Below are 22,776 nucleotides of genomic sequence, written 5' to 3'. Positions count from 1 at the left end.
CACCGCGCGCCGAGACCCGTCAGCTGACGGGCACGTACGCCAGCCCGTGACCGCCTGCCGCCCCGGCCGCTTCAGTGTCCAATGTGGTCACCAGTGTGCGGGTCTCGAGATCGATGACCTCCACCTCGGTCGATGCCGCCCCTGACACGAACGCGATCCGGCCGTCCGGGTCGGCGAGAATGGCCAGCGGGAACTCCGTCCGCAGCTCCATCGAGCCGAGCAGCTCGTGGCTGGTCGCCGAAAACGCCAGCAACCGCCCGCCCAGTTCGGCGGCCAGCACCTCGCCGGACGCCGTGCAATGGATCGGCAGCACCGGACGTTCCGTCGGCAACAGGGTTTCTAGAGTCCCGGTGACCGCGTCGAACACCCGGATCCCGGGTGCCGCGCGAACCGGCTCGGTCCCGTTTTCCAGATACGGAGCCGCGACGTACAGCCGCTTGCCGTCCCGGGAAACCTCCAGCCCTTCACTGCCGGGCACGGAGATTTTCTCGACCTCGCCGCTGTCCAGGTCCACAAAGGACACGAACGGCGCTTCCTTGTTGGTCACGAACCCGCGCCGCCCGTCCGGGCTGATCGCGACCCAATGCGGCCCCGGCGCACCGGTCGCGAGATGCCGGACCGGCCGCCGCGTCGCGGTATCGACGACCACCAGGGCGCCCTCGCTTTCCGGACCGGCCTCGACCGTCACGTACAGCAGCCCTCGCGTCGCATCGATTGCCAGACCGTGCGGCGCGTGATCCGGCGAGAGATCGACGACCTCCAGGACCTCGCGCGAATCCGGATCGATCGCGGTCAGCTCGGTCGCTCGTTCGCCATGGCTGTGGTACGCCCCGTGGCGGTACGCGCTCGCGGTCCAGACGAGGCGGTGGACGGGGTCGAAGCACAGGTCGTGCGGCTGCGCAGGCACCTCGACGGTGCCGAGATGCTTCCCGGACCCGACGTCGAAGAAGGCGACCGCCGGCCCCTTCGCTCCAGCGACCGCGAGTATCGCTTCTCGCATTGGCTCTCTCCTTTGTGTTCGGCTACGAGATCCACTCTGGGCGGCCGCGGATTGCGCGTCGATGCAAGAATCGGCATGGAATTCTTCCGCTGAACGCAAACCTTCCGGGACGGCCATGGACCTGAACCTCTTGCGCGTGCTGGACGTCCTGCTCCAGGAAGGCAGCGTCACGCGCGCCGCGGCCAGACTGGGCAGCTCGCCCGCCGCGGTGAGCCGAACTCTCGCCAAACTGCGCCGCGCCGCCGGCGATCCCTTGCTGGTCCGCGCAGGTCAAGGCCTAGTACCGACCCCGCGCGCGCTGGAACTGAAAGACGAAGTCGCCACCCTGGTGCACCGCGCCGACCGCATCCTCGGCCCCGGCCCTGGTTTCGTCCCCGCTGACCTCCGCCGCACGTTCACCGTCCAGGCGACCGACCTGGTCGTGAGCGGCCTGGCTGGTTCGTTGACCGCCCGCCTCCGCGCCGAAGCTCCGCACGTCGAGGTCATCTTCGTCCCGGAGTCCACAGAGGACAGCGGAGCCTTGCGCGACGGCCGGGTAGACCTGGAAATCGGCGCCGCCGGTCACCACGACCCGGAAACCCGCACGGAGTCGTTGGTGCACTCGACGGTCCTAGGCATTGCGCGCCAAGGGAACCCGCTCTTCTCTGCCCCCATCGATCCGGTCAGCTTCGCCGCCGCCGACCACATCGGCATCTCCCGTCGAGGCAAGCAACAAGGCCCGATCGACGCCGCTCTCGCCCGGCTGGGCCTGCACCGCCGAGTCGCCGCGGTCGTCCCCGGCCACCCGAGCGCCCTGATTTTGGCGAGCGAGAGCGACCTGGTGACCATCGGCATCGCAGGCTGGCTGGACCCGTTGCTGGCCGCTCTGGGCCTGCTGACGTTCGCCATCCCGCTCGACCTGCCGCCCGTCGAACTGGGCCTGGCCTGGCACCCCCGGACCGCCGCCGATCCGGCCCAGGCCTGGTTCCGGAACCACGTGCGCTCCACCCTGCTCGCATCCTCCTGACCAGCGCGGATGCGTTTTCTGTCGGACCTAGCTGGTAGGAATCAAGCCGTGAAGATGACCCTCGCCCAACGCCGGGCCCGCCTCGGCATACGCCACCACCTCGCGGCACGGGCGACGACCGTCGAGGAAGCAGTCGACGGCGTCGTCGCGCTGCACGCCACCGATCCCGCTTCGGTGTACCTTTCCGCCTGGTCGCGCGTGCGCGACGTCTCGATCGCCGACGTCGAGGACGCGCTGTACTCCCGGCGCACCCTGCTGCGCATCCTCGGCATGCGGCGCACCGTTTTCGTCACCGACGTCGCCACTGCCGGTGTGGTGCAAGCCGCGTGCTCGTACGACGTCGCCGCCCGGCAACGCCGCCTGCTGGAGAAGCAGTTGGGCACCCTGGGCCATCCGGAGAACGTCGCGCGTCCTGGCGAATGGCTGGACGAGGTCATGGCGAGCGTCGAAAAAGCCTTGCACGCCAGGGGGTCGGCGACCGCTCAGCAACTGGCGGACGACGAACCGCGCCTGCGGCAGCAACTGCTGATGGCGAAGGGAAAACCGTACGAGTCGATCGGCAACGTCACCAGCCGGGTGCTGTTCCAGCTGGCTGCGGAAGGCCACATCGTGCGCGGACGCCCGCGGGGGAGTTGGCAGAGCACGCAGTACCACTGGTCCCCGCTGACGGATTGGCTGGCGAACGCTGAGGGGTCGGCTGGTTCTGGCGCTGGCCGTGGAGCCGAAACCGGCGCTGGCTCTGGCCCCGGCGCTGGGTCCGGCAGCCCCGCCCTCGTTCCCGCCGACTCGCCGGGCTCTGCTGCTGGGAATCCGCGTCACTCCGTTCCCGACGTCGCGGGCTCGGGTTCTGGAACCAGCGGGCCAGGCCGCTCCGAACTCGGCGCCGCCGGACAACCAAACGGCTCGGACTTGGGCACCATCGGCGGGTCCCACGACTGGCCAGGCCTCTCCGAAGACGAAGCCCGAGCCACCCTGGCCCGCCGATGGCTGCACGCGTTCGGCCCCGCCCCGGTCGCCGACCTCCGCTGGTGGACTGGCTGGACGGCAGGTCAGACGAAAAAGGCCCTGACCGCCGTCGCCCCCGCCGAGGTCGACCTGGACGGCGAATCAGCGATCGCCCTGCCCGACGACCTGGCCCCCGTCGCCGCCCCCGACCCGTGGATCGCCCTGCTCCCGGCGCTGGACCCGACCGCGATGGGCTGGCAGTCCCGAGACTGGTACGTCGGCCCGCACCGTCCCTCCCTGTTCGACCGCAGCGGCAACATCGGCCCGACGGTCTGGAGCGACGGCCGCATCGTCGGAGCCTGGTGCCACCGCCCGTCGGGAGAAGTCGCGGTCCGCCTGCTGGAGGACATCGGAACCGAGAAGACCGCCGCGGTGGACGCCGAGGCAGCCCGGCTGAGCGCCTGGCTGGGGGAGGCGCGAGTGGTGCCGAAGTTCCGCACGCCGGTGGAGAAGGAGCTGGCTGAGCAGGGAGGCAAGGAACTGGCCGGGTAGCGGGGTCGCATTCCGCCGCCGAGAACCGTGGCCGGGCCGAGAATGCGCCGGGCCCCGCTGCCGAGCCCCGATGGCGGGTCCCGCTGCCGGGCCCCGATGGCGGCCGAGGCCACCTGCCCAAGCCCGCGCCTGCCCAGGCCGGTCACCCGGGTCCGCGGTCGCCCGGGCCTGTCTAGCTGGCTAGTCCGGTCGTCCAGGTCCGCAGTCGCCCGGGCCCGCACCTGCCTAGGCCAGTCGCCCAGGCCCGCGGCCGCCCGGGCGCGCCAACTGGCTAGTCCGGTCGCCCAGGCCCGCGGCCGCCTGGGTCTGTCAGCTGGCTAGTCCGGTCGCCCAGGTCCGCAGTCGCCCGGGCGCGCCAACTGGCTAGTCCGGTCGCCCAGGCCCGAGGCCGCCCGGGCCTGCCAGCTGCCTAGCCCGGTCGCCCAGGTCCGCGGCCGCCCGGGCCCGCCAGCTGCCCGGGCTCGCCCGGCACTTCGATCTGCCTTCCGATCAACCGGCCCCGCCGACCAGCCCGCGCCGCCCCACCGAAATCCGGCCAGCCAGACCCTGCCGGAACAGCCCCTTATTTATTCACCTTGAACGATTTCAGGATCTCGTCCTTGTCCGCCGCGGTCAGGTTCCGGTACCCGTCGATGGTCAAGGTCGGATCCATCAGGTAGTAGCAGATCACGGCGGTCACCGGTTTCCCGCCGGAATCCTTGGCGGGCAGCGCCACGAAGACCATGCCGTTGTCGAAATCGGGATCGGTGTTGACACCGCCGTCGCAGTCGGCGACTCCGTGGTGCGCGGGACGGACGGAATACTTGTACCCCTGGACCCCGTCGATGTTCACCTCGCCCCATTGGCCGTGCTCGCCGTTGTTGACGTCTTGGAATTTGAAGCCGGTGGTCATCTCGTAGAACGACGGGATGATCTGCTGGAACAGCTTCAGCGCCGCGTCCTTGCCGGCACTGGCGCTGGCCGGGTACGCGGCGGTGAAGATGGACGCCTTGGTGACCTGGGCCTGAGAGGGTTTCCCGTCCTTGGTGCCGTGGCAGTCGCCGATGCCGTACTGCAGCATCTTCCATTCGCCGCCGCCCATGGTCAGCCGGGCGGAGAAGGGGGTCCACTCGTCGCTGACCTCGTACTGAAGGCCGGCCGCGTCGTCCGCGACCGGCTGGACTCCGGTGATGTGCGTCCAGTTGACCACGACGACGAGTGCGAGAAAAGCCGCGCCGAGAGCGAATACGAGGCCGGACGGGATGAACACCAACAGCTTCTTCTTGCGGCTCCACTTCTTCCGCGGCTTCTTGCCGGTCTCATCGCCCTCCGGACCGGCGTGCGGCGAAGAAACTCCGACGGGATTCCACTGTTCCGCTCCTGGCCCGGGAGGTCCCTGGGGGAAGTGCGGCCGCGTCGGCGGTTGTCCCGGATACCCGCCCTGCCCCTGACCGGGATACCCGGGATGCCCGGAAGGCTCCGGATAACCCGGACGGCCGGCTTGCCCTTGAGGGTTCTGATACGGCGGATACCCGCTTGGCTGCATTGCGCGATTCCTCCCCTGGCCGCCTTCCGGCGCATCGCGGAAGTGCGTGTTGATCAAGGAAGCTTATGAGGTCCGGGAACCGGCTGTACCGCGTTCGGCGATAGTCGACACCGCCCGGGCCGGAGGCAACCGGGGGCGGTCCGCGCCGGGCGCCACGGACCGGCGGCCACGGGGAGTCCGGAAGGCCGCAGTCCGTCGGGGACCGTCCCGGCCACCCGCCCGACAGCGTGAACCGGGGCACCAAGACCGATCAAGCCACTGGTCCGCTCCCTCCCCCTGACACCGCGGGAGCGTCCGCCCCGTTTTCGGTCCTCACCCGGCTGAGCTGGGTTCTTAATCGATTCTTGACGTCTCCCGGCAGTGGTGGAAGTCTCGTCAGGGCAGTCCGGGGCAACGGGGCCCGCACGCTAGGGTTGCACCGATTCCGGAAGTCGCAGAAGTCGTCCGGGGCGGGCGCCCCGGGGAACTTCCGCAGTGACCAACTTCAGCGGTCGGCGGCCGGCGCGCCGCCGCCGTGATCAACACCAGAGGAGTGGCAGCAGTGACCGTTCGCGTAGGTGTCAACGGCTTCGGCCGGATCGGCCGCAACTTCTTCCGTGCCGTGAAGGCGAGCGGTCACGACATCGAGGTCGTCGCGTTCAACGACCTCGGCGACGTCGCCACCATGGCCCACCTGCTCAAGTACGACTCGATCCTCGGCCGCTTCCCGGGCGAGGTCAGCGTCTCCGACGAGGGCATCGTCGTCGACGGCAAGACCATCAAGGCCCTCGCCGAGCGCGACCCGGCCAACCTGCCCTGGGGCGACCTGGGCGTGGACGTCGTCGTCGAGTCGACCGGCTTCTTCACCAACGCCGACGCCGCCAAGGCGCACATCGCCGGCGGCGCGAAGAAGGTCATCATCTCCGCGCCCGCCAAGGGCGAGGACCTGACCGTCGTCCTCGGCGTCAACGACGACAAGTACGACGGCTCGCAGACGATCATCTCGAACGCGTCCTGCACCACCAACTGCCTCGGCCCGCTGGCCAAGGTCCTCAACGACGCCTTCGGCATCGAGCAGGGCCTGATGACCACGATCCACGCCTACACGCAGGACCAGAACCTGCAGGACGGCCCGCACAAGGACCTGCGCCGCGCCCGCGCCGCCGCCCTGAACGTCGTCCCGGCCTCCACCGGCGCGGCCAAGGCGATCGGCCTCGTGCTGCCGGAGCTGCTCGGCAAGCTGGACGGCTACGCGCTGCGCGTCCCGGTCCCGACCGGCTCGGCCACCGACCTCACCGTCACCCTCAAGAAGTCCGCCACGGTCGAGGAGATCAACGCCGCCTACAAGGCCGCCGCCGAAGGCCCGCTGGCCGGCATCCTGAAGTACTCGGTCGACCCGATCGTGTCCTCGGACATCGTCACCGACCCGGCGTCCTGCATCTACGACTCGCCGCTCACCAAGGTGATCGGCGACCAGGTCAAGGTCGTCGGCTGGTACGACAACGAGTGGGGCTACTCCAACCGCCTCGCCGACCTGATCAAGCTCGTCGGCTCGAAGCTCTGAACCTGATGAGCGTCAAGAACCTCGACGACCTGCTGGGCGAGGGCGTTCAGGGCCGCTACGTGCTGGTGCGCAGCGACCTGAACGTCCCGCTCGACGGGTCGGCCATCACCGACGACGGCCGGGTCCGCGCCGCGCTGCCGACGATCAAGAAGCTCGCCGACGCGGGCGCGAAGGTCGTCGTCACCGCGCACCTCGGCCGCCCCAAGGGCGAGCCGGATCCGAAGTTCACGCTCGCCCCGGTCGCGAAGCGGCTCAGCGAGCTGCTCGGCGCCGAGGTCCCGCTGGCCGGCGACCTCGTCGGCGAGTCGGCGAAGGCGCTGACCGCCGGTCTGGCCGACGGCAGCGTCGTCCTGCTGGAGAACGTGCGTTTCGACGCGCGCGAGACCAGCAAGGACGCCGTCGACCGGTCCGAGCTGGCGGCCGAGCTGGCCGCGCTGACCCCGGGCGGAGCGTTCGTCTCCGACGGCTTCGGCGTCGTGCACCGCAAGCAGGCCTCGGTCTACGAGATCGCCGCGGTGCTCCCGGCGTACGCGGGCGGCCTCGTGCTGGCCGAGCTGGACGTGCTGAAGAAGCTCACCGACGACGTCAAGCGGCCGTACGTGGTCGCGCTCGGCGGCTCGAAGGTGTCCGACAAGCTCGGCGTCATCGCGAACCTGCTCACCAAGGTCGACCGGCTGCTCATCGGCGGCGGCATGGCGTACACGTTCCTCAAGGCCAAGGGCTGCGAGGTCGGCACGTCGCTGCTGCAGGAGGACCAGCTCGACCAGGTCAAGGGCTTCCTCGCCGAGGCCGAGAAGCGCGGCGTCGAACTGGTGCTGCCGGTCGACGTGCTCGCGGCCGACGGGTTCGCCGCCGACGCGGCGCACGAGGCCGTCGACGTCACCGCCATCCCGGCCGACCGCATGGGCCTCGACATCGGCCCGCGCAGCGCCGAGCTGTTCGCGCGGAAGCTCGCCGACGCGGCGACCGTCTTCTGGAACGGCCCGATGGGCGTCTTCGAATTCGAGGCGTTCGCCGGCGGCACCCGCGCGGTGGCCGAGGCGCTCGTCAAGAGCGACGCGTTCACCGTGGTCGGCGGCGGCGATTCGGCCGCCGCGGTGCGGCAGCTGGGCCTGCCCGAGGACGGCTTCTCGCACATCTCCACCGGCGGCGGCGCCTCGCTGGAGTACCTGGAAGGCAAGGAGCTGCCCGGCGTGGCGGCGCTGGAGGGGAAGAACTAAGTGGCACGCAAGCCCCTGGTGGCAGGCAACTGGAAGATGAACCTCAACCACCTCGAGGCCATCGCCCTGGTGCAGAAGATCGCCTTCGCGCTGCCGGAGAAGTACTACGCGAAGGTGGACGTGGCCGTGCTGCCGCCGTTCACCGACATCCGCAGCGTGCAGACGCTCGTCGACGCCGACAAGCTCTCCCTCACCTACGGCGCGCAGGACCTGTCGCCGCAGGACTCGGGCGCGTTCACCGGCGACATCTCCGGCCCGATGCTGGCGAAGCTGGGCTGCAGCTTCGTCACCGTCGGGCACTCGGAGCGGCGCGCGATCCACGGCGAGACCGACGAGCTGGTCAACAAGAAGGTCAAGGCCGCGCTCAAGCACGGCATCACGCCGATCCTGTGCGTGGGCGAGGAGCTCGAGATCCGCGAGGCGGGCGAGCACCTCGAGCACACCCGCAACCAGCTGATCGAGGGCCTCAAGGGGCTCAAGGCCGAGCAGGTGCAGGCCGTGGTGATCGCGTACGAGCCGGTGTGGGCCATCGGCACCGGCAAGGTCGCGACCGCAGCCGACGCCGAAGAGGTCTGCAAATCCCTGCGCGGGACGCTCTCGGAGAAGTACGGCGACGAGGTCGCCACCGCGGTCCGCGTGCTCTACGGCGGCTCGGTGAAGTCCGGGAACGTCTCCGAGCTGGTGGCCGCGGACAACATCGACGGGGCGCTGGTCGGCGGCGCGAGCCTCGACGGCGAGGAGTTCACCAAGCTCTGCGCGCTCGCCGCCGGTGGCCCGCTGCCCTGATCGTGGGCACTACCGGGTAGCCTGTGTGTTCGGTCCGTCACTAGAGCAGTGGACGAGTCCAGGGGTACGGTGAAGATCCGCACGCTGTGCGGGTTCGGCCGTACCCCTGCATGCTCCGACAAGCACAGAGGATGACATGAAGCTGTTCCTGCAAATCCTGTTGATCGCCTCCAGCGTCCTGCTGGTGGTGGCCGTGCTGCTGCACCGCGGCCGGGGCGGCGGCCTGTCGTCCCTGTTCGGCGGCGGGATGCAGTCGAGCCTCGCGGGGTCCAGCGTCGCCGAGAAGAACCTCGACCGGATCACGCTGCTGCTCGGGGCCATCTGGCTGATCAGCATCGTGGGTCTCGGCCTCCTGCTCAAGGTATGACCGGGTCCCCGGAAGGGGACTTGCGATCGGCGTGCCTATTGGGGGGCGCGCCGCCGATTCCAACGGGTGAGGATTCATGGTTGGCGGTAACGCGATTCGCGGCACCCGCGTGGGTGCCGGTCCTTCGGGCGAATCGGAGCGGGGTGAATCGGCGCCACGGCGCCGGGTGTCGTATTGGTGCGCGAACGGGCACGAAGCTCGCCCGTCGTTCGCGATGGACGCGGAAATCCCCGACGAATGGGACTGCCCGCGCTGCGGGCTCCCGGGCGGTCAGGACGAGCAGAATCCGCCCGCCGCGCCTCGTACCGAGCCGTACAAGACACATCTGGCTTACGTGAAGGAACGCCGCAGCGACGCCGACGGCGAGGCCATCCTCGCCGAAGCGCTCGAGCGCCTCCGCCAACGCCGCGAATTGATCTGAGGCACGGTTTCTCCGGGACCACCGGCTTCCCGTCCGCAAGGGCGAGGGCCGGTGGTTTTTTAGTTCCCGGGGTGGTCTGGACCGAGGCAGGTCCAGACCACCCCCGGGCGTTCCCGTGCGGTGGGGATGCCTCGGCGGTCTGGACCGCGGCCGGGTCCGGCGGTTCGGTTCGGTGGGGATTGGCTGTCGTCCGGGCGGTCCAGCCGGGCGAGAAGACGGGTGGGGACCTGTGGTGCGGTCCGGAGCGCGGGGCGTCGCCTGCGTGGTCCGGACCTTCAGGACCTTTGCGGGCCCGAAGACCCTCGGTTTGCGCCGGGGGAGTGGCTGTCGCCCGGGCGGCTCAGCCCGGCGGAGACGCTCCCGTTCGGACCGCCGGAACTGGATGCCGCCCAAGTGGTCCAGACCGCCCAGGAGCAGGTCTAGACCTCCGGAAAGGCCCGATTCCCGCTCTGGCACCAGCAAGACCCGGCGCGGCCAAGGCTCTTGACCGGTCCAGACCAATCCCCGTCAGGTTCAGCGGTCCAGCGGATACCGCGCCCGCACCCGGAATCCGCCGTCCTCCGTCCCGGACGTTTCGAAGCTTCCGCCCAGCAGGCGGGCGCGTTCGGCGAGTCCGGTGAGCCCGTGGCCGCCCGACGGGAAGGCCTCGCCCGCACGGCAGGCGCGGGCGTTCTCCACCTCGATGTCCAGCGCGCCGCTCGCCGCGTGGATGCGGATGGTGGCCGTCGCGCCCGGGGCGTGCTTGTGGACGTTCGTCAGGCATTCCTGCACCGTCCGGTACGCCGCCGCCGAGACCTGGCTCGGCAGGGTGTCCGGGAGCTGTTCGACGGTCAGCTGCACCGGGACGTCGCACTCGCGGATCAGGTGGTCCAGTTCGCCGATGCCGGGCCGCGGGCCGTCGTCCCCGGAACCGGAGCGCAGCACGCTCACCAGCGAGCGCAGTTCCTCGAGGGTTCGCGTCGACAGCTGGCGGATGACCTGCGCCGTCTCCAGCGCCGGGCCGTCCTTCGCCTGCGCCTGCAGCGCGCCGGCCTGCATGGCGATCAGCGTGATCTGGTGCGAAACCACGTCGTGCATCTCGCGGGCCAGCCGGGCGCGTTCCTCGGCGCGCACCGCGTCGGCGTGGAAGCGGCGTTCGCGGTCGCGGCTCTTGGCCAGCTCGCGCAGTTTCGCCGAGATCTCCGCACGCGCCCCGATCAGCAGGCCGATCGCGATCGGCATTCCGGCCACCAGCACGCCGTAGATCCCGTCGAGGACGTGTTCGCGCCAGCTCAGTTCCGCGAACTCCGACAGCGGCCACCGCACGAACCGGCAGGTGAACACCAGTCCCGCGCCGACCCAGGTCTGCCAGTGCAGCTGGCGCCGCGTCGCGAGCATGCCGAGGTTGAGCATCGACGCGAGCTGCGCCCATCCGGCGAAGAACCCCGGTACCGCGGCGAGCACCGCGAGGAACGGGAACCGCCGCCGCACCACGACCGCGAGGCACGCGGCGGCCGACAGGTAGAGCGAATAGGGCTGTGCTTTCGGCGGCACGACGAGCCAGACGTCGAGCACCGCCAGCAGCACGACCACCGCTTCGACGGCGATCGTCGCGACGAGGGGCTTCCGGAACACGGCGAACGCCCCGGTCAGGCTGACTCGCCTGTCCCGCCGGGCGGCTCCCGCGGCGGAGCTGCTCATCGAGATGCCAGGAATCGAGAGTCCCTCAGTGCTCATCGCGGCGACCCCATTCGTCTTGTGGACTTAGTGATGAGATGCTCCGGCCACCCGATCGGGACGCGCGGCGGTGAACAAATGTGCGGATGCTAACGGGAACGTGTGTGTTGCCAGTAAGTTTCACCCAGAGTGGTTCTTGTGGTGTTGTAATCTCCACAACTGCTCCAACAGGATGAACATAGCGCGGTCGACATCACCTTGTGTCGATCACATCACCTTATGTTCACCATACGGCGGTTCCCACATACTGGTGAGCCGCTTTTTGGCGCAGTGTCAGTTACTCCGTTTGCCGCCCAGGTCGACGCCGGGTCCGCGCCACGCGTACAGGGGAGAGATCACCCGTGCGGGTGGGTGGGAAGTGTCGCTGCGCAGTCGAAGGCCGCCGCGTCGTGGCGAGCACGGACGCGGCGGCCGGGTAAGCGGACGGGCTGAGGCTTAAGCGGGCGTCTCCGCAGTCGCGACGAGAACCGCGCGGCCGAGCACGTGGCCGAACATGGTGAACCCGAGGACGGCGGGCGTCGCGTCGGCCGGGACGCCGATCGACGCGACATCCAGGGCGTGCACGACGACGAAGTAGCGGTGCTCGCCGTGGCCTGCGGGCGGGGCCGCGCCGATGAAACGGGCGGCGCCCGCGTCGCCGCGCAGCTGGAAAGCGTCCTCGGGGAGTCCGGAGCCGGTGTCGTCGCCCGCGCCTTCCGGCAGGTCGGTGACGGTGGCGGGGATGTCGGCGACGGCCCAGTGCCAGAAGCCGGAGCCGGTCGGCGCGTCGGCGTCGTACACCGTGACGGCGTAGCTCTTCGTGCCTTCCGGAGCGCTGGACCAGGACAGCTGCGGCGACGTGTCCTTGCCGCCGGGCACGCCGAAGATCCCGGAGAACTGCTCGGCGGACCAGGCCGCGCCGTCGGCGACGGTCGTGCTGGTGACGGTGAAGCTCGGCACCTCGGGAAGGCGCGCGAACGGGGAGTTGGCGGACATGGGTTCCTCTCAAGAGAAGCGGTACGTCATCGACTATAACACTAATAATCGATGATTTGAGGGATCGTCTATCCTGAGAGCATGAAGCAGATGCTGTCCGAGCAGATCTACGACCAGGTCCGCGACGCGATCATGCGCGGCGAGGTCGAGCCGGGGCAGGCGCTGAAACCGCAGGAACTTGCGGCGCGGTACGAGGTCAGCCTGGCCGTGGTGCGGGAAGCGCTGGTGCGGCTGGTCGGGGAGGGCTTGGCGGAACGGCTGACGAACCGCGGGTTCGCGGTGCCCTCGCTGGCGGATCGGCGGTGGCAGGAGATCGTCGAGGCGCGCCAGACGGTCGAGCCCGCGATGCTGCGGATGTCGGTCGCGCGCGGAGACCTGGAGTGGGAGACGCGGGTGCGCGCGGCGGGGCATCGGCTCGCCCGGACGCCGATGTATGTGCCGGACGAAGGCAGCTACTACTCCGCCGCTTGGGCGGAGGCGCACCGCTTGTTCCACCGCACGCTGCTCGACGGCTGCGGGAACGCGGTGCTGCTGGAGAATTTCGACCGGATGTGGATGGCGAGCGAACTGGCCCGGCGCTGGACGGTGCACCCGGCGTACCGGCTGCCGGTGGAGGACGTGCTCGCCCAGCACGAGGCCTTGGAACGGGCCGCGCTGAGCCGGGACCCGGAGGAGGCGGCGGGATTGCTGACGGACCACCTCGGGGCGACGGCTGCGCTGCTGACGGGGGCGGAGGCGGCGGGGGAGTAGCGGATTCCTTACGGCGCGAGGGAGAGGGTCCGGCGGGAGTTGCTGGCAGGCGATGCCAATCGGAGGGAAGGCGGCGGATTCGTTGCCGCGCAACGGATTCAGGCGCGGCAGGAATGTGCGGGAGTTGCTGGCGAACCATTCGGCGGCGATGCTGCGCGGCGGGGGAGTAGCGAATTCGGTGCTGCGCGGCGGAGAAGAACTCAGCGGCAATGCGCGGGAAGTCGCTGGCGAGCCATTCAGCAACCGCCTTGTCCCGCAACGAAAAAGGCTCCCCGCGCCACACGCGCGAGGAGCCCTTCCCGGCAAACCGTCTTACTCGGCTGGCGGCTGATACACCTTCGTCAGCTTCCCGGCCGCCTCGCGGTCGAGGAGCCACAGCGTCCGCCGGTAACCCCGGGCGCCCGAGACGGGGATCTGCGTTTCCGGCGCACCGGCCAGTGCCTGCGCGACCGCGTCCGCCTTGGCGGTTCCTGCCGTCATCAGCCACACCTCGCGGGCGCGGCGGATGGCGGGCAGCGTCAGCGATACGCGCGTCGGCGGGGGTTTCGGGCAGTCGCGGACCGGCACTACCGAGCGCTGTGTTTCGCGCACCTCGGCGGTTTCCGGGAACAGCGACGCCGTGTGGCCCTCGCCGCCGAGGCCCAGCAGCATGATGTCGAACTCCGGCACGTCCGCGCCGGGGCCCGCCGCGTCGGAGAGGACCTTCGCGTAGGCCTCGGCGGCGGCGTCGACGTCGTCGCCGAATTCGCCGTCCGACGGGGCCATCGCGTGCACCCGTTCCGGAGCCAGCGGCACGTGGTCGAGCAGGGCTTCGCGGGCGCCCTTTTCGTTGCGCTCGTCCGAATCCGCCGGGACGAACCGTTCGTCGCCCCAGTAGATGTCCAGCCGCGACCAGTCGATCGCGTCCCGCGCGCTCGACTCCCGCAGTTCGCGCAGCACGGCGATGCCGGTGCCGCCGCCGGTGAGCACCACCGACGCGGCGCCGCGGGCCGCCTGCACGTCGACGATCCGGGTCACCAGGCGCGCCGCGGCGGCCGCGGCGAGCAGGTCCGGGTTTTCGTAGACGACGACCTCGGTCCGGCTCATGAGCTGCTCTTTTCCGCCGTCTTGCGGGCCGTCTTCGGCTTCGCGGCGGCAGCGGGCTTAGCGGCAGCGGGCTTCGACCCGTTGGAAGCGGCGATCTTGTGCAGCCCGTGCAGCGCCGCCTCGTAGATCTCGTCCGGGTCGAGCCGCCGGAGTTCCTCGACGAGGCACTCCGGGTTGCTGCGCCGCTGCAACGCGATCCGCCGCGTCGGCTGGCCCGGCTGGGTCAGCGTGCCGACCCGCCCGTCCGGCCGCGTCAGCTCCACCGCGCCCGACTTCCGCTCCAGCTTCACCGAGATGATGCCCTGCGCGCTCGAGCTCTTGACCCGGTGCACCGGGGCCTTGAGGTACTCGGCGAGCCAGCCCGCGAGCAGTTCGGTGGACGGCGAATCCGCCTCGCCGGTCACCGTCGCGCTCGTGATCTTCTCGTACGGCGGCAGGTCCAGCGCCGACACCAGCTGCGCCCGCCAGCGGGTCAGCCGGGTCCACGCCAGGTCGGTGTCACCCTCCACATAGGACTTCGCGCGCGTGGTGAGAGACCTTATCGGGCTCTTTTCCGCGGCCGAGTCGGTGATCCGCCGCTGTGCCAGCTGACCGAGCGGGTCCTCCGCGGGAGCCTTCGGGCCGGCGCCGGGCCACCAGGTGACGATCGGCGCGTCCGGCAGCAGCAGAGGCACCACGGCGCTCTGCCCCTGCGCGGCCAGCGGACCGTACAGCCGCAGCACGATGACCTCGCTCGCGCCGGCGTCGCCGCCCACGCGGATCTGGCCGTCTATCCGCGGCGCGGCCGTGCGCGCGCCCTTCGCCACGACGATCACCCGCGACGGGTGCTCGCGGCTGGCGTCGTTCGCGGCCTCGATGGCGTCCTCGAGTTTGGCGTCGTCGTCCGCGACGATCACCAGCGTCAGCACCCGGCCGAGCGCGACCTGGCCGCCCTGCTCGCGGATCTCCACCAGTTTCTTGTTCAGCGCCGACGTCGTGGTCGACGGCAGGTCGATGATCACGGACGCCTCCAGTGCCTGCCGGTACGCTCCAGCATTTCGTCAGCCGACTTCGGTCCCCAGCTGCCCGGCGGGTACTGCTCCGGCGCGGTGCCGAGCTTCGCCCAGTGCGACAGCACCGGGTCGAGGATCTCCCACGACAGCTCGACTTCCTCGTTCACCGGGAACAGCGACGGCTCGCCCAGCAGCACGTCCAGGATCAGCCGCTCGTAGGCCTCCGGCGACGATTCGGTGAACGCGTGGCCGTAGCCGAAGTCCATCGTGACGTCGCGGACCTCCATCGTGGTCCCCGGCACCTTCGACCCGAACCGCAGCGTGATGCCCTCGTCCGGCTGCACGCGGATGACCAGCGCGTTCTGCCCCAGCTCCTCGGTGGAGGTGGAGTCGAACGGCAGGTGCGGCGCGCGCTTGAACACGACTGCGATCTCGGTGACGCGGCGGCCGAGCCGCTTGCCGGTGCGCAGGTAGAACGGCACGCCCGCCCAGCGGCGGTTCTGCACCTCCAGCGTCACCGCGGCGTACGTCTCGGTCTTCGAGTCCTTCGCGAACCCGGCTTCCTGCAGCAGCCCCGGCACCTTCGTGCCGCCCTGCCAGCCGCCCGCGTACTGCCCGCGCGCGGTGGTCTGGTCGAGCGGAAGCATCGGCTTGGTCGCCGCCAGCACCTTGGCCTTCTCCGACCGCAGCGCCTTCGGCTCGAACGACAGCGGCTCGTCCATCGCGGTGAAGGCGAGCAACTGCAGCAGGTGGTTCTGGATGACGTCGCGCGCGGCGCCGATCCCGTCGTAGTACCCCGCGCGGCCGCCGAGGCCGATGTCCTCGGCCATGGTGATCTGCACGTGGTCGATGAAGTTCGCGTTCCAGATCGGCTCGAACAGCTGGTTCGCGAAGCGCAGCGCCAGGATGTTCTGCACCGTCTCCTTGCCGAGGTAGTGGTCGATGCGGAACACCGACTCCTCGGGGAAGACGTCGTTCACGATCGCGTTGAGCTCCTTGGCGCTCTTGAGATCGTGCCCGAACGGCTTCTCGATGACCACGCGCCGCCAGGTGTTCTCGTCGGCCTGTGCGAGGCCCGAACGCGCCAGCTGCTTGGTCACCACGGGGAACGCGCCCGGCGGGATCGACAGGTAGAACGCGGTGTTGCCGCCGGTGCCGCGTTCCTCGTCCAGTTCGCGCACGGTCTTCGCGAGCCGGTCGAAGGCGTCGTCGTCGTCGAAAGTGCCCTGGACGAACCGGATACCTTCGGCGAGCCGGTTCCACACCGACTCCTTGAACGGCGTCCGCGCGTGCTCGCGCACCGAATCGTGCACCAGCTCGCCGAAGTCCTGGTGTTCCCAGTCCCGGCGGGCGAAGCCGACCAACGAGAACCCGGCGGGCAGCAGCCCGCGGTGCGCGAGGTCGTAGATGGCGGGCATGAGCTTCTTGCGCGCCAGGTCGCCGGTGACGCCGAAGATCACCAGGCTCGACGGCCCGGCGATCCGCGGCAGCCGCTTGTCGCGGGGGTCCCGCAGCGGGTTGCGCCAGGTGGTCACTGAGCGGCCTCCTGCACTGCCCGCACGAGCTCGGCGAGCCCGGCGGCGCGGTCGGTCAGGTGCAGCCGCAGCACCGGGCGCCCGTGCTCGGCGAGCACCTGGCCGTCGCCGAGCGCCTGCGCGTGCTGGAGCTGCCCCAGCGTGTACGGGCGGTCCGGCACCGACAGGTCGTCCTCGACGGCTCCGGTGATCTGCAGGAAGCTGCCGTTCTGGTGGCCGCCCTTGTGGTACTGCCCGGTGGAGTGCAGGAACCGCGGGCCCCAGCCGAACGTGGTCTGCACGCCGGTCCGTTTGGCGATTTCGCCGCGCAGCAACGAAGTCGACGCGTCGTCCAGCCGGTCGAGGTAGGCCTGCACGGCGATGTACCCGCCGTCGGCCACCGAACCGAAGAACGCGCGCAGGACGTCGGCGAGCTTGCCGTCCGTCGAAACTCCTTCGCTGCCAAAGACTTCGACCGCACCGTCCACAGTGGCCGGTGCTTCGCCGCCCTTCAGCTTCTCCGGGTCGTCCAGCAGCGCACGCGCCGCCTTCTTGGCCGCCTCGACGTCCGGCTGGTCGAACGGGTTGATCCCGATCAGCCGGCCGACGAGCGCGGTCGCGAACTCCCACAAGAGGAACTGCGCGCCGAGCGGGCCGGTCACCGAGATCTGCGCCGCGCCTTCCGGAGCGCCGATCGCGACCGCGGTCGCGTCCTTGCCGTGGTCGGCGAACCCGGGTGCGTCCGGGCCCTCGACGGCCACCGGCAGCAGGCCGGTGCCGAGCTTGCCGGTGGACTCGGCGATCAGCTGCTCCGCCCAGTCCGGGAATCCCTTGATGCCCGAACCGGTGTCGGCCAGCACGACCTTCTCCGCGCCCGCCTCGTGCGCCGCACCCCACGCCGCCGCCAGCTGCACGGCCGGGTTCTCGGGCGCGTCCTCGGCGAGCGTTTCCGCGACCGACGCCGCCTGGTCGAGCAGCCGCGCGACGTCCGCGCCCGCGAGACCGGCCGGCACGAGGCCGAACGCGGTCAGCGCGGAGTAGCGGCCGCCGACGTGCGGGTCGGCCAGGAAGGTCTTGCGGTAGCCCTCCTTCTCCGCCAGCTCGGAGAACGGGGAGCCGGGATCGGTGACGACGACGATGCGCCGCCCCGCGTCGATCCCCGCGTCCGCGAACGCCTTGGCGAAGATCCGGCGGTGGCTGTCGGTCTCGACGGTGCCGCCGGACTTCGACGACACCACGATCACGGTGCGCTCGAGGTCGCCCGCGAGCGCGTCGGCCACCTGGCCGGGGTCGGTCGTGTCGAGAACCGTGAGCGGGACGCCGGCGGTGGCGGTGATGACCTCCGGCGCGAGCGACGAACCGCCCATGCCGGCGAGCACCACGCGGTCCACGCCCTCGCTGCGCAGTTCCGCGCGCAGCGCTTCGATTTCCCCGATCAACGGACGCGACGACTTGTGCAACGTCGTCCAGGACAATCGGATCGACGCTTCGGACTCGGCGTCCGGACCCCACAGGGTGGAGTCCTTGGCGGCGAGCTTGGCAGCGGCGCCGTCGGCGGCCAGCCGCTGCGCCAGCGGCGCTGCCTTTTCTGCCAGTTCGGCGTCGACGATCACGACGCCGGTTTCGTCCCCGCTCATGGTCTCTGGTTCAGCCCCTCGCTTTGTTCAGCTGCCCGGTCACCGTGTCCAGCAGTTCCTGCCAGGACTTCTCGAACTTCTCGACGCCTTCGGTCTCCAGCGTCACGAACACGTCCGGCACGTCGATGCCGGCCGCCGACAGCTTGTCGAAGATCGCCTGCGCCTGCTCGCCCTTTCCGGAAACCGTGTCGCCGGTGATCTCGGCGTGGTCGGCGACCGAGTCCATGGTCTTCTCGGGCATCGTGTTCACGACGTCCTTGACCACGAGCTGGTCGACGTACCGGGTGTCGGAGTAGGCCGGGTCCTTCACGCCGGTGGAGGCCCACAGCGGACGCTGCGCGTTCGCGCCCGCCTCGGCGAGCGCCTTCCACTGGTCCGTGGCGAACAGCTTCTCGAAGGCCGCGTACGCGAGCCGCGCGTTGGCGATGGCCGCCTCGCCCAGCAGCGCCTTGGCCTCGTCAGTGCCGATCGCGTTCAGCCGCTTGTCGACCTCGCTGTCCACCCGGGACACGAAGAACGACGCGACCGAGTGGATGCCCTTGAGGTCGTGGCCGTTGGCCTTCGCCTGCTCCAGGCCGGCGAAGAAGGCCTTGATGACGGCCTCGTAGCGCTCGACGGAGAAGATCAGCGTGACGTTGACGCTGATGCCCTCGGCGAGCACCGCGGTGATCGCGGGCAGGCCCTCTTCGGTCGCCGGGATCTTGATCATCACGTTCGGCCGGTCGACGGTCTTCCACAGGTCCTTGGCCTCGGCCACCGTCTTGTCGGTGTCCTTCGCCAGGCGCGGGTCCACCTCGATGGACACGCGGCCGTCGACGCCGTTCGTGGCGTTGTACACGTCGCGGAACAGGTCCGCGGCGTTGCGCACGTCGGTGGTGGTCAGCTCCCGGACGGTGCCGTCGAGGTCCGCACCGCGCGCGGCGAGGTCGTTGACCTGCTCGTCGTAGGCGGCGCCCTTCGACAGCGCGTTCGCGAAGATCGTCGGGTTGGTGGTCACGCCGACGACGTGCTTGTCGCGGATGAGCCCGGCGAGGTTGCCCGAGTTGAGGCGCTCCCGCGAGAGGTCGTCCAGCCAGATCGAGACGCCTGCTTCGGACAGCTGTGCGAGCCGATCAGTGCTCATGGTTGCTCTCCCTTCAGTTCTTGGTGTTGGCGATCGAGCGGCGGGCGGCGTCGACCACGGCTTCGGCGGTGAAGCCGAACTCGCGGAAGAGCGTCGCGGCGTCGGCCGAGGCGCCGTAGTGCTCGATCGACACGTTCTCGCCGGCGTCGCCGGTGAAGCGCTGCCACGGCATCGCGATCCCGGCCTCGACCGAAACGCGGGCCTTGACCGTCGGCGGCAGGACGGCGTCCTTGTAGTCCTGGTCCTGCGCGTCGAACCACTCGACGCACGGCATCGAGACCACGCTGGCGGGGATGCCGTCGGCCTCGAGGGTCTTGCGCGCCTCGACGGCCAGCTGGACCTCGGAACCGGTCGCGATCAGCACGACCTCCGGGGCGCCGTTGGACGCCTCGGCCAGCACGTAGCCGCCCTTCTTGACGCCCTCGGCGTTCGTGCCCTCCAGCACCGGCACGTTCTGCCGGGTCAGCGCGAAGCCGGACGGGTGGTGCACGTCCTCCAGCACGGCCTTCCACGCGTACGCGGTCTCGTTGGCGTCCGCCGGGCGGACGACGTTGAGGCCCGGGATGGCGCGCAGCGCGGCGATCTGCTCGATCGGCTGGTGCGTCGGGCCGTCCTCGCCGAGACCGATCGAGTCGTGCGTCCACACGTAGATGACCGGGGCCTTCATCAGCGCGGCGAGCCGGACCGGCGGGCGCATGTAGTCGGAGAAGGTGAGGAAGGTCGCGCCGTACGGGCGGGTGCCGCCGTGCAGCGCGATGCCGTTGAGGATCGAGCCCATCGCGTGCTCGCGGATGCCGAAGTGCAGCGTGCGGCCGTACGGGTTGGTCTTCCACATGTCGGTGCCGGCCGCGGCCGGGCCGAACGAGTCGGCGCCCTTCATGGTGGTGTTGTTGCTCTCCGCGAGGTCCGCGGAACCGCCCCACAGCTCGGGCAGCGGCTCGGCCAGCGCGTTGAGCACCTCGCCGGAGGCCTTGCGGGTGGCGATGCCCTTGGCGTCGGGCTCCCACGACGGCAGGTTGTCCGCGAAGCCCTCGGGCAGCGTGCGGGTCGACAGCCGGTCGGCCAGCTTCTTGCGCTCCGGGTTCGCCGCGGCCCACGCCTCGAAGCGCTCCTGCCACTCGGCGCGCTGCTTCTCGCCGCGTTCGATCGCCTGGCGGGTGTGCGCGAGCACGGCCTCGTCGACGTCGAAGTTCTTCTCCGGGTCGAAGCCCAGCGCCTTCTTGACGCCCGCGACCTCTTCCGCGCCCAGCGCCGCGCCGTGCGCCTTGCCGGTGTTCATCTTCGTCGGGGCCGGGTAGCCGATGATCGTGCGCAGCTGGATGAAGGACGGCCGCGTGGTCTCGGCCTGCGCCGCCTTGATGGCCGCCTCGATCGCGACGACGTCCTCGCCGCCCTCGACGGTCTGCACGTGCCAGCCGTAGGCCTCGTAGCGCTTCGCGACGTCCTCGGACAGCGCGATGTTGGTGTCGTCCTCGATGGAGATCTTGTTGTCGTCGTAGAAGACGATCAGGTTGCCCAGCTCCTGGCGGCCCGCGATGGACGAGGCCTCGGAGGTGACGCCCTCTTCGATGTCGCCGTCGGAGGCGATCACGTAGATGTGGTGGTCGAAGATGCTCTCGCCGGCGGGGGCGTCCGGGTCCAGCAGGCCGCGCTCGCGCCGCGCCGCCATCGCCATGCCGACGCCGTTCGCGAGGCCCTGGCCCAGCGGGCCGGTGGTGGTCTCGACGCCCTTGGTGTGCCGGTACTCCGGGTGGCCCGGGGTCTTGGAGCCCCAGCGGCGCAGCTGCTCGAGGTCTTCCAGCTCCAGGCCGAACCCGGCCAGGTACAGCTGGATGTAGAGGGTCAGGCTGGAGTGCCCGGCGGAGAGCACGAACCGGTCGCGGGCGGGCCACTCCGGGTCGGCGGGGTCGTGCCGCATCGTGCGCTGGAACAGCGTGTACGCCAGCGGCGCCAGGCTCATCGCAGTGCCCGGGTGCCCGCTGCCGCATTTTTCGACGGCGTCCGCGGCCAGCACGCGGGCGGTGTCCACGGCGCGGGTGTCGGTCTCGGTCCAGTCGGCCGGCACGTTGCGCCGGAGCAAGGGGTTGGTCTCGCTGCTAGAGGTTTCGGACACTGAACTCGAACTCCTGCGTCGGTGAAGTGGTGGCTGTATTCCGTGCGTGCCGCTCAAGTGCTGCGGTGTGCGCCCTCAGTTATCTCAATCGATCCCGAAGGGACGATATTCCTGCTGGCGGCGCTGTGCAGGCGGAGCGAGCGGCCCGTCGCTGTCACCCTAGTGCGTACGCGTGCGCGCGAGCGCGGGCGCGCACCCTGCGGGTGAGGTGATCCTGCCCGCCTGTCTGTCTCCGGCTACCCGCCGCGGGCCGTCCCGACTCATCGCGGCCCGCCGCGGCGGACGTGACGGAGGGAACACCGCCGGGCGTGTCCCGGACCCGCGGGCGTCGGGCCGGTCCGTCACGTCTAACATCGATCGCGGGCCAGGCACGGAAGTTCTCCATGAGCACCGCCTCTTCTTCCGCGCCGCCCGGCCCAGGACTGACTCAGGGAGAGAAATGTCGTTGGTGAACGCTGCGCACGGACGCAGTGAAGACACCAGCGCCGTACCCCCGGACGGCGGACGGCCGAGCGGGGCCCGGCGAAGCTTCCGCCAGGTGGCCGGCGCGTACGCCGCACTGGCGAAGCCGCGCGTGATCGAGCTTCTCCTCGTCACCACGATCCCCGCGATGTTCCTCGCCGGGCGCGAGGTGCCGAACCCGTGGCTGGTGGTCGCGACGCTGGTCGGCGGTACGATGGCCGCGGGCAGCGCGAACGCGCTCAACTGCGTGATCGACAGCGACATCGACAAGGTCATGAACCGCACCAAGCGGCGGCCGCTGGTGAAGGACGCGGTGCCGCGGCGCAACGCGCTGATCTTCGGACTCGTCCTGGGCATCGCCTCGTTCGCCGTTCTGTTCTTCACGGTGAACCTGCTGGCGGCGGTCCTCGCGATCGCGACCATCCTGTTCTACATCTTCGTCTACACCCTCGGCCTCAAGCGGCGGACGTCGCAGAACGTGGTCTGGGGCGGGGCCGCGGGCTGCATGCCGGTGCTGATCGGCTGGGTCGCGGTCACCGGCACCGTGCAGTGGCCGGCGTTCGTGATGTTCGGCGTGATCTTCTTCTGGACGCCGCCGCACACCTGGGCGCTGGGCATGAAGTACCGCGACGACTACGAGCGCGCGGGCGTGCCGATGCTCCCGGTCGTCGCGACCGCCGAGCACGTGGCCCGGCAGATCGTCATCTACTCGTGGGTGATGGTCGCCTGGACGCTGCTGCTGCTCCCGGTCACCAGCTGGCTGTACGCGACCTTCGCGATCCTCGCCGGCGGCTGGTTCCTCTTCTACGCGCACCGGCTGCAGGCCTCCGTGCACCGCGGCGAGGAGACCAAGCCGATGGCGCTGTTCCACCGGTCGAACACGTACCTGATGATCGTGTTCGTCGCGCTGGCGGTCGACTCGGCGATCGGCTTGCCGGTCCTCGGCCTGCCTTTCTGACCCGACCCGTTCGCACCCGATCCGCGCCGGGCAGGAATGGCCCGGGATCCTCGCCGGTTGCACTCTTCCGGCCCCGATCCCGACC

At 70.2% G+C, this 22,776-nt stretch carries 19 protein-coding genes; 9 read left to right on the top strand and 10 right to left on the bottom strand.

All coding sequences use genetic code 11. The annotated features are described in order from the left end of the window. Positions 1 to 19 precede the first annotated feature (19 nt). The gene (locus tag FKO37_RS36110) at positions 20 to 1,000 is read right to left on the bottom strand and encodes a YncE family protein (RefSeq protein WP_238607432.1); all 981 of its coding nucleotides are present in this window, start codon (positions 998 to 1,000) and stop codon (positions 20 to 22) included. A 115-nt stretch (positions 1,001 to 1,115) separates the two neighbouring features. On the opposite strand from FKO37_RS36110, the gene FKO37_RS36105 reads away from it, so the two are divergent. Further along, on the top strand, positions 1,116 to 2,006 hold the full coding sequence (locus tag FKO37_RS36105; RefSeq protein WP_238607431.1) for a LysR family transcriptional regulator: 891 nt from the start codon (positions 1,116 to 1,118) through the stop codon (positions 2,004 to 2,006). Between the two features lie 54 nt (positions 2,007 to 2,060). Next, positions 2,061 to 3,503, top strand: a complete 1,443-nt coding sequence (locus FKO37_RS36100; RefSeq protein ID WP_238608388.1) for a winged helix DNA-binding domain-containing protein — start codon at positions 2,061 to 2,063, stop codon at positions 3,501 to 3,503. A 562-nt stretch (positions 3,504 to 4,065) separates the two neighbouring features. Here FKO37_RS36100 and FKO37_RS36095 read toward each other — a convergent pair. After that, positions 4,066 to 4,752, bottom strand: a complete 687-nt coding sequence (locus FKO37_RS36095; RefSeq protein ID WP_037814639.1) for a hypothetical protein — start codon at positions 4,750 to 4,752, stop codon at positions 4,066 to 4,068. Between the two features lie 817 nt (positions 4,753 to 5,569). Between FKO37_RS36095 and gap the strand changes: the two genes are divergently transcribed. The 5 genes from gap to FKO37_RS36070 all read left to right on the top strand — a co-directional run bounded on the left by gap (position 5,570) and on the right by FKO37_RS36070 (position 9,365). After that, complete coding sequence (gap, locus tag FKO37_RS36090) at positions 5,570 to 6,571, top strand: type I glyceraldehyde-3-phosphate dehydrogenase (protein ID WP_037814640.1); 1,002 nt, start codon at positions 5,570 to 5,572, stop codon at positions 6,569 to 6,571. 5 nt (positions 6,572 to 6,576) lie between these two features. Further along, the gene (gene pgk / locus FKO37_RS36085) at positions 6,577 to 7,791 is read left to right on the top strand and encodes a phosphoglycerate kinase (protein WP_037814642.1); all 1,215 of its coding nucleotides are present in this window, start codon (positions 6,577 to 6,579) and stop codon (positions 7,789 to 7,791) included. After that, positions 7,792 to 8,577: a triose-phosphate isomerase gene (tpiA, locus tag FKO37_RS36080; protein WP_037814643.1), complete on the top strand. Its 786-nt coding sequence runs from the start codon at positions 7,792 to 7,794 to the stop codon at positions 8,575 to 8,577. A 136-nt stretch (positions 8,578 to 8,713) separates the two neighbouring features. Then, a complete protein-coding gene (gene secG / locus FKO37_RS36075; RefSeq protein WP_033292761.1) occupies positions 8,714 to 8,944 on the top strand; it encodes a preprotein translocase subunit SecG in 231 nt (76 codons plus the stop codon). A 76-nt stretch (positions 8,945 to 9,020) separates the two neighbouring features. Further along, positions 9,021 to 9,365: an RNA polymerase-binding protein RbpA gene (locus tag FKO37_RS36070; RefSeq protein ID WP_009075886.1), complete on the top strand. Its 345-nt coding sequence runs from the start codon at positions 9,021 to 9,023 to the stop codon at positions 9,363 to 9,365. Between the two features lie 513 nt (positions 9,366 to 9,878). On the opposite strand, the gene FKO37_RS36065 is transcribed toward FKO37_RS36070, so the two are convergent. Together FKO37_RS36065 and FKO37_RS36060 are read right to left on the bottom strand one after the other, a co-directional pair. Then, complete coding sequence (locus FKO37_RS36065) at positions 9,879 to 11,081, bottom strand: sensor histidine kinase (RefSeq protein ID WP_199817742.1); 1,203 nt, start codon at positions 11,079 to 11,081, stop codon at positions 9,879 to 9,881. A gap of 435 nt (positions 11,082 to 11,516) precedes the next feature. Next, the gene (locus tag FKO37_RS36060; protein ID WP_238607430.1) at positions 11,517 to 12,056 is read right to left on the bottom strand and encodes a YbhB/YbcL family Raf kinase inhibitor-like protein; all 540 of its coding nucleotides are present in this window, start codon (positions 12,054 to 12,056) and stop codon (positions 11,517 to 11,519) included. A gap of 90 nt (positions 12,057 to 12,146) precedes the next feature. On the opposite strand from FKO37_RS36060, the gene FKO37_RS36055 reads away from it, so the two are divergent. After that, positions 12,147 to 12,806: a GntR family transcriptional regulator gene (locus tag FKO37_RS36055; RefSeq protein WP_238608387.1), complete on the top strand. Its 660-nt coding sequence runs from the start codon at positions 12,147 to 12,149 to the stop codon at positions 12,804 to 12,806. A 312-nt stretch (positions 12,807 to 13,118) separates the two neighbouring features. Here FKO37_RS36055 and pgl read toward each other — a convergent pair whose 3' ends face one another. The 6 genes from pgl to tkt are packed head-to-tail and all read right to left on the bottom strand — an operon-like array spanning position 13,119 to position 21,271. Further along, entirely contained in the window at positions 13,119 to 13,892 is a 774-nt protein-coding gene (gene pgl, locus FKO37_RS36050) for a 6-phosphogluconolactonase (protein WP_037814650.1), read from the bottom strand. Further along, positions 13,889 to 14,893, bottom strand: coding sequence for a glucose-6-phosphate dehydrogenase assembly protein OpcA (gene opcA, locus FKO37_RS36045; protein WP_238607429.1), 1,005 nt, complete (start codon positions 14,891 to 14,893; stop codon positions 13,889 to 13,891). Before opcA ends, pgl begins: the two co-directional genes overlap by 4 nt. Further along, entirely contained in the window at positions 14,890 to 16,419 is a 1,530-nt protein-coding gene (gene zwf, locus FKO37_RS36040; RefSeq protein ID WP_037814653.1) for a glucose-6-phosphate dehydrogenase, read from the bottom strand. Before zwf ends, opcA begins: the two co-directional genes overlap by 4 nt. Beyond that, positions 16,416 to 18,035 carry a glucose-6-phosphate isomerase gene (locus tag FKO37_RS36035; protein ID WP_238607428.1) on the bottom strand — a complete coding sequence of 540 codons (1,620 nt, stop codon included), beginning with the start codon at positions 18,033 to 18,035 and terminating at the stop codon, positions 16,416 to 16,418. Before FKO37_RS36035 ends, zwf begins: the two co-directional genes overlap by 4 nt. Before the next feature lie 10 nt (positions 18,036 to 18,045). Beyond that, positions 18,046 to 19,158 carry a transaldolase gene (gene tal, locus FKO37_RS36030; protein ID WP_037814657.1) on the bottom strand — a complete coding sequence of 371 codons (1,113 nt, stop codon included), beginning with the start codon at positions 19,156 to 19,158 and terminating at the stop codon, positions 18,046 to 18,048. A gap of 13 nt (positions 19,159 to 19,171) precedes the next feature. Then, positions 19,172 to 21,271, bottom strand: coding sequence for a transketolase (tkt, locus tag FKO37_RS36025; protein ID WP_134669669.1), 2,100 nt, complete (start codon positions 21,269 to 21,271; stop codon positions 19,172 to 19,174). 439 nt (positions 21,272 to 21,710) lie between these two features. On the opposite strand from tkt, the gene FKO37_RS36020 reads away from it, so the two are divergent. Then, positions 21,711 to 22,691: a heme o synthase gene (locus tag FKO37_RS36020; RefSeq protein WP_238607427.1), complete on the top strand. Its 981-nt coding sequence runs from the start codon at positions 21,711 to 21,713 to the stop codon at positions 22,689 to 22,691. Positions 22,692 to 22,776: the final 85 nt, after the last annotated feature.

This window comes from Amycolatopsis sp. Poz14 (genome assembly GCF_006704225.1).
Lineage (GTDB): Bacteria > Actinomycetota > Actinomycetes > Mycobacteriales > Pseudonocardiaceae > Amycolatopsis > Amycolatopsis nivea.
This window is presented reverse-complemented; position numbering and strand designations above follow the sequence as displayed.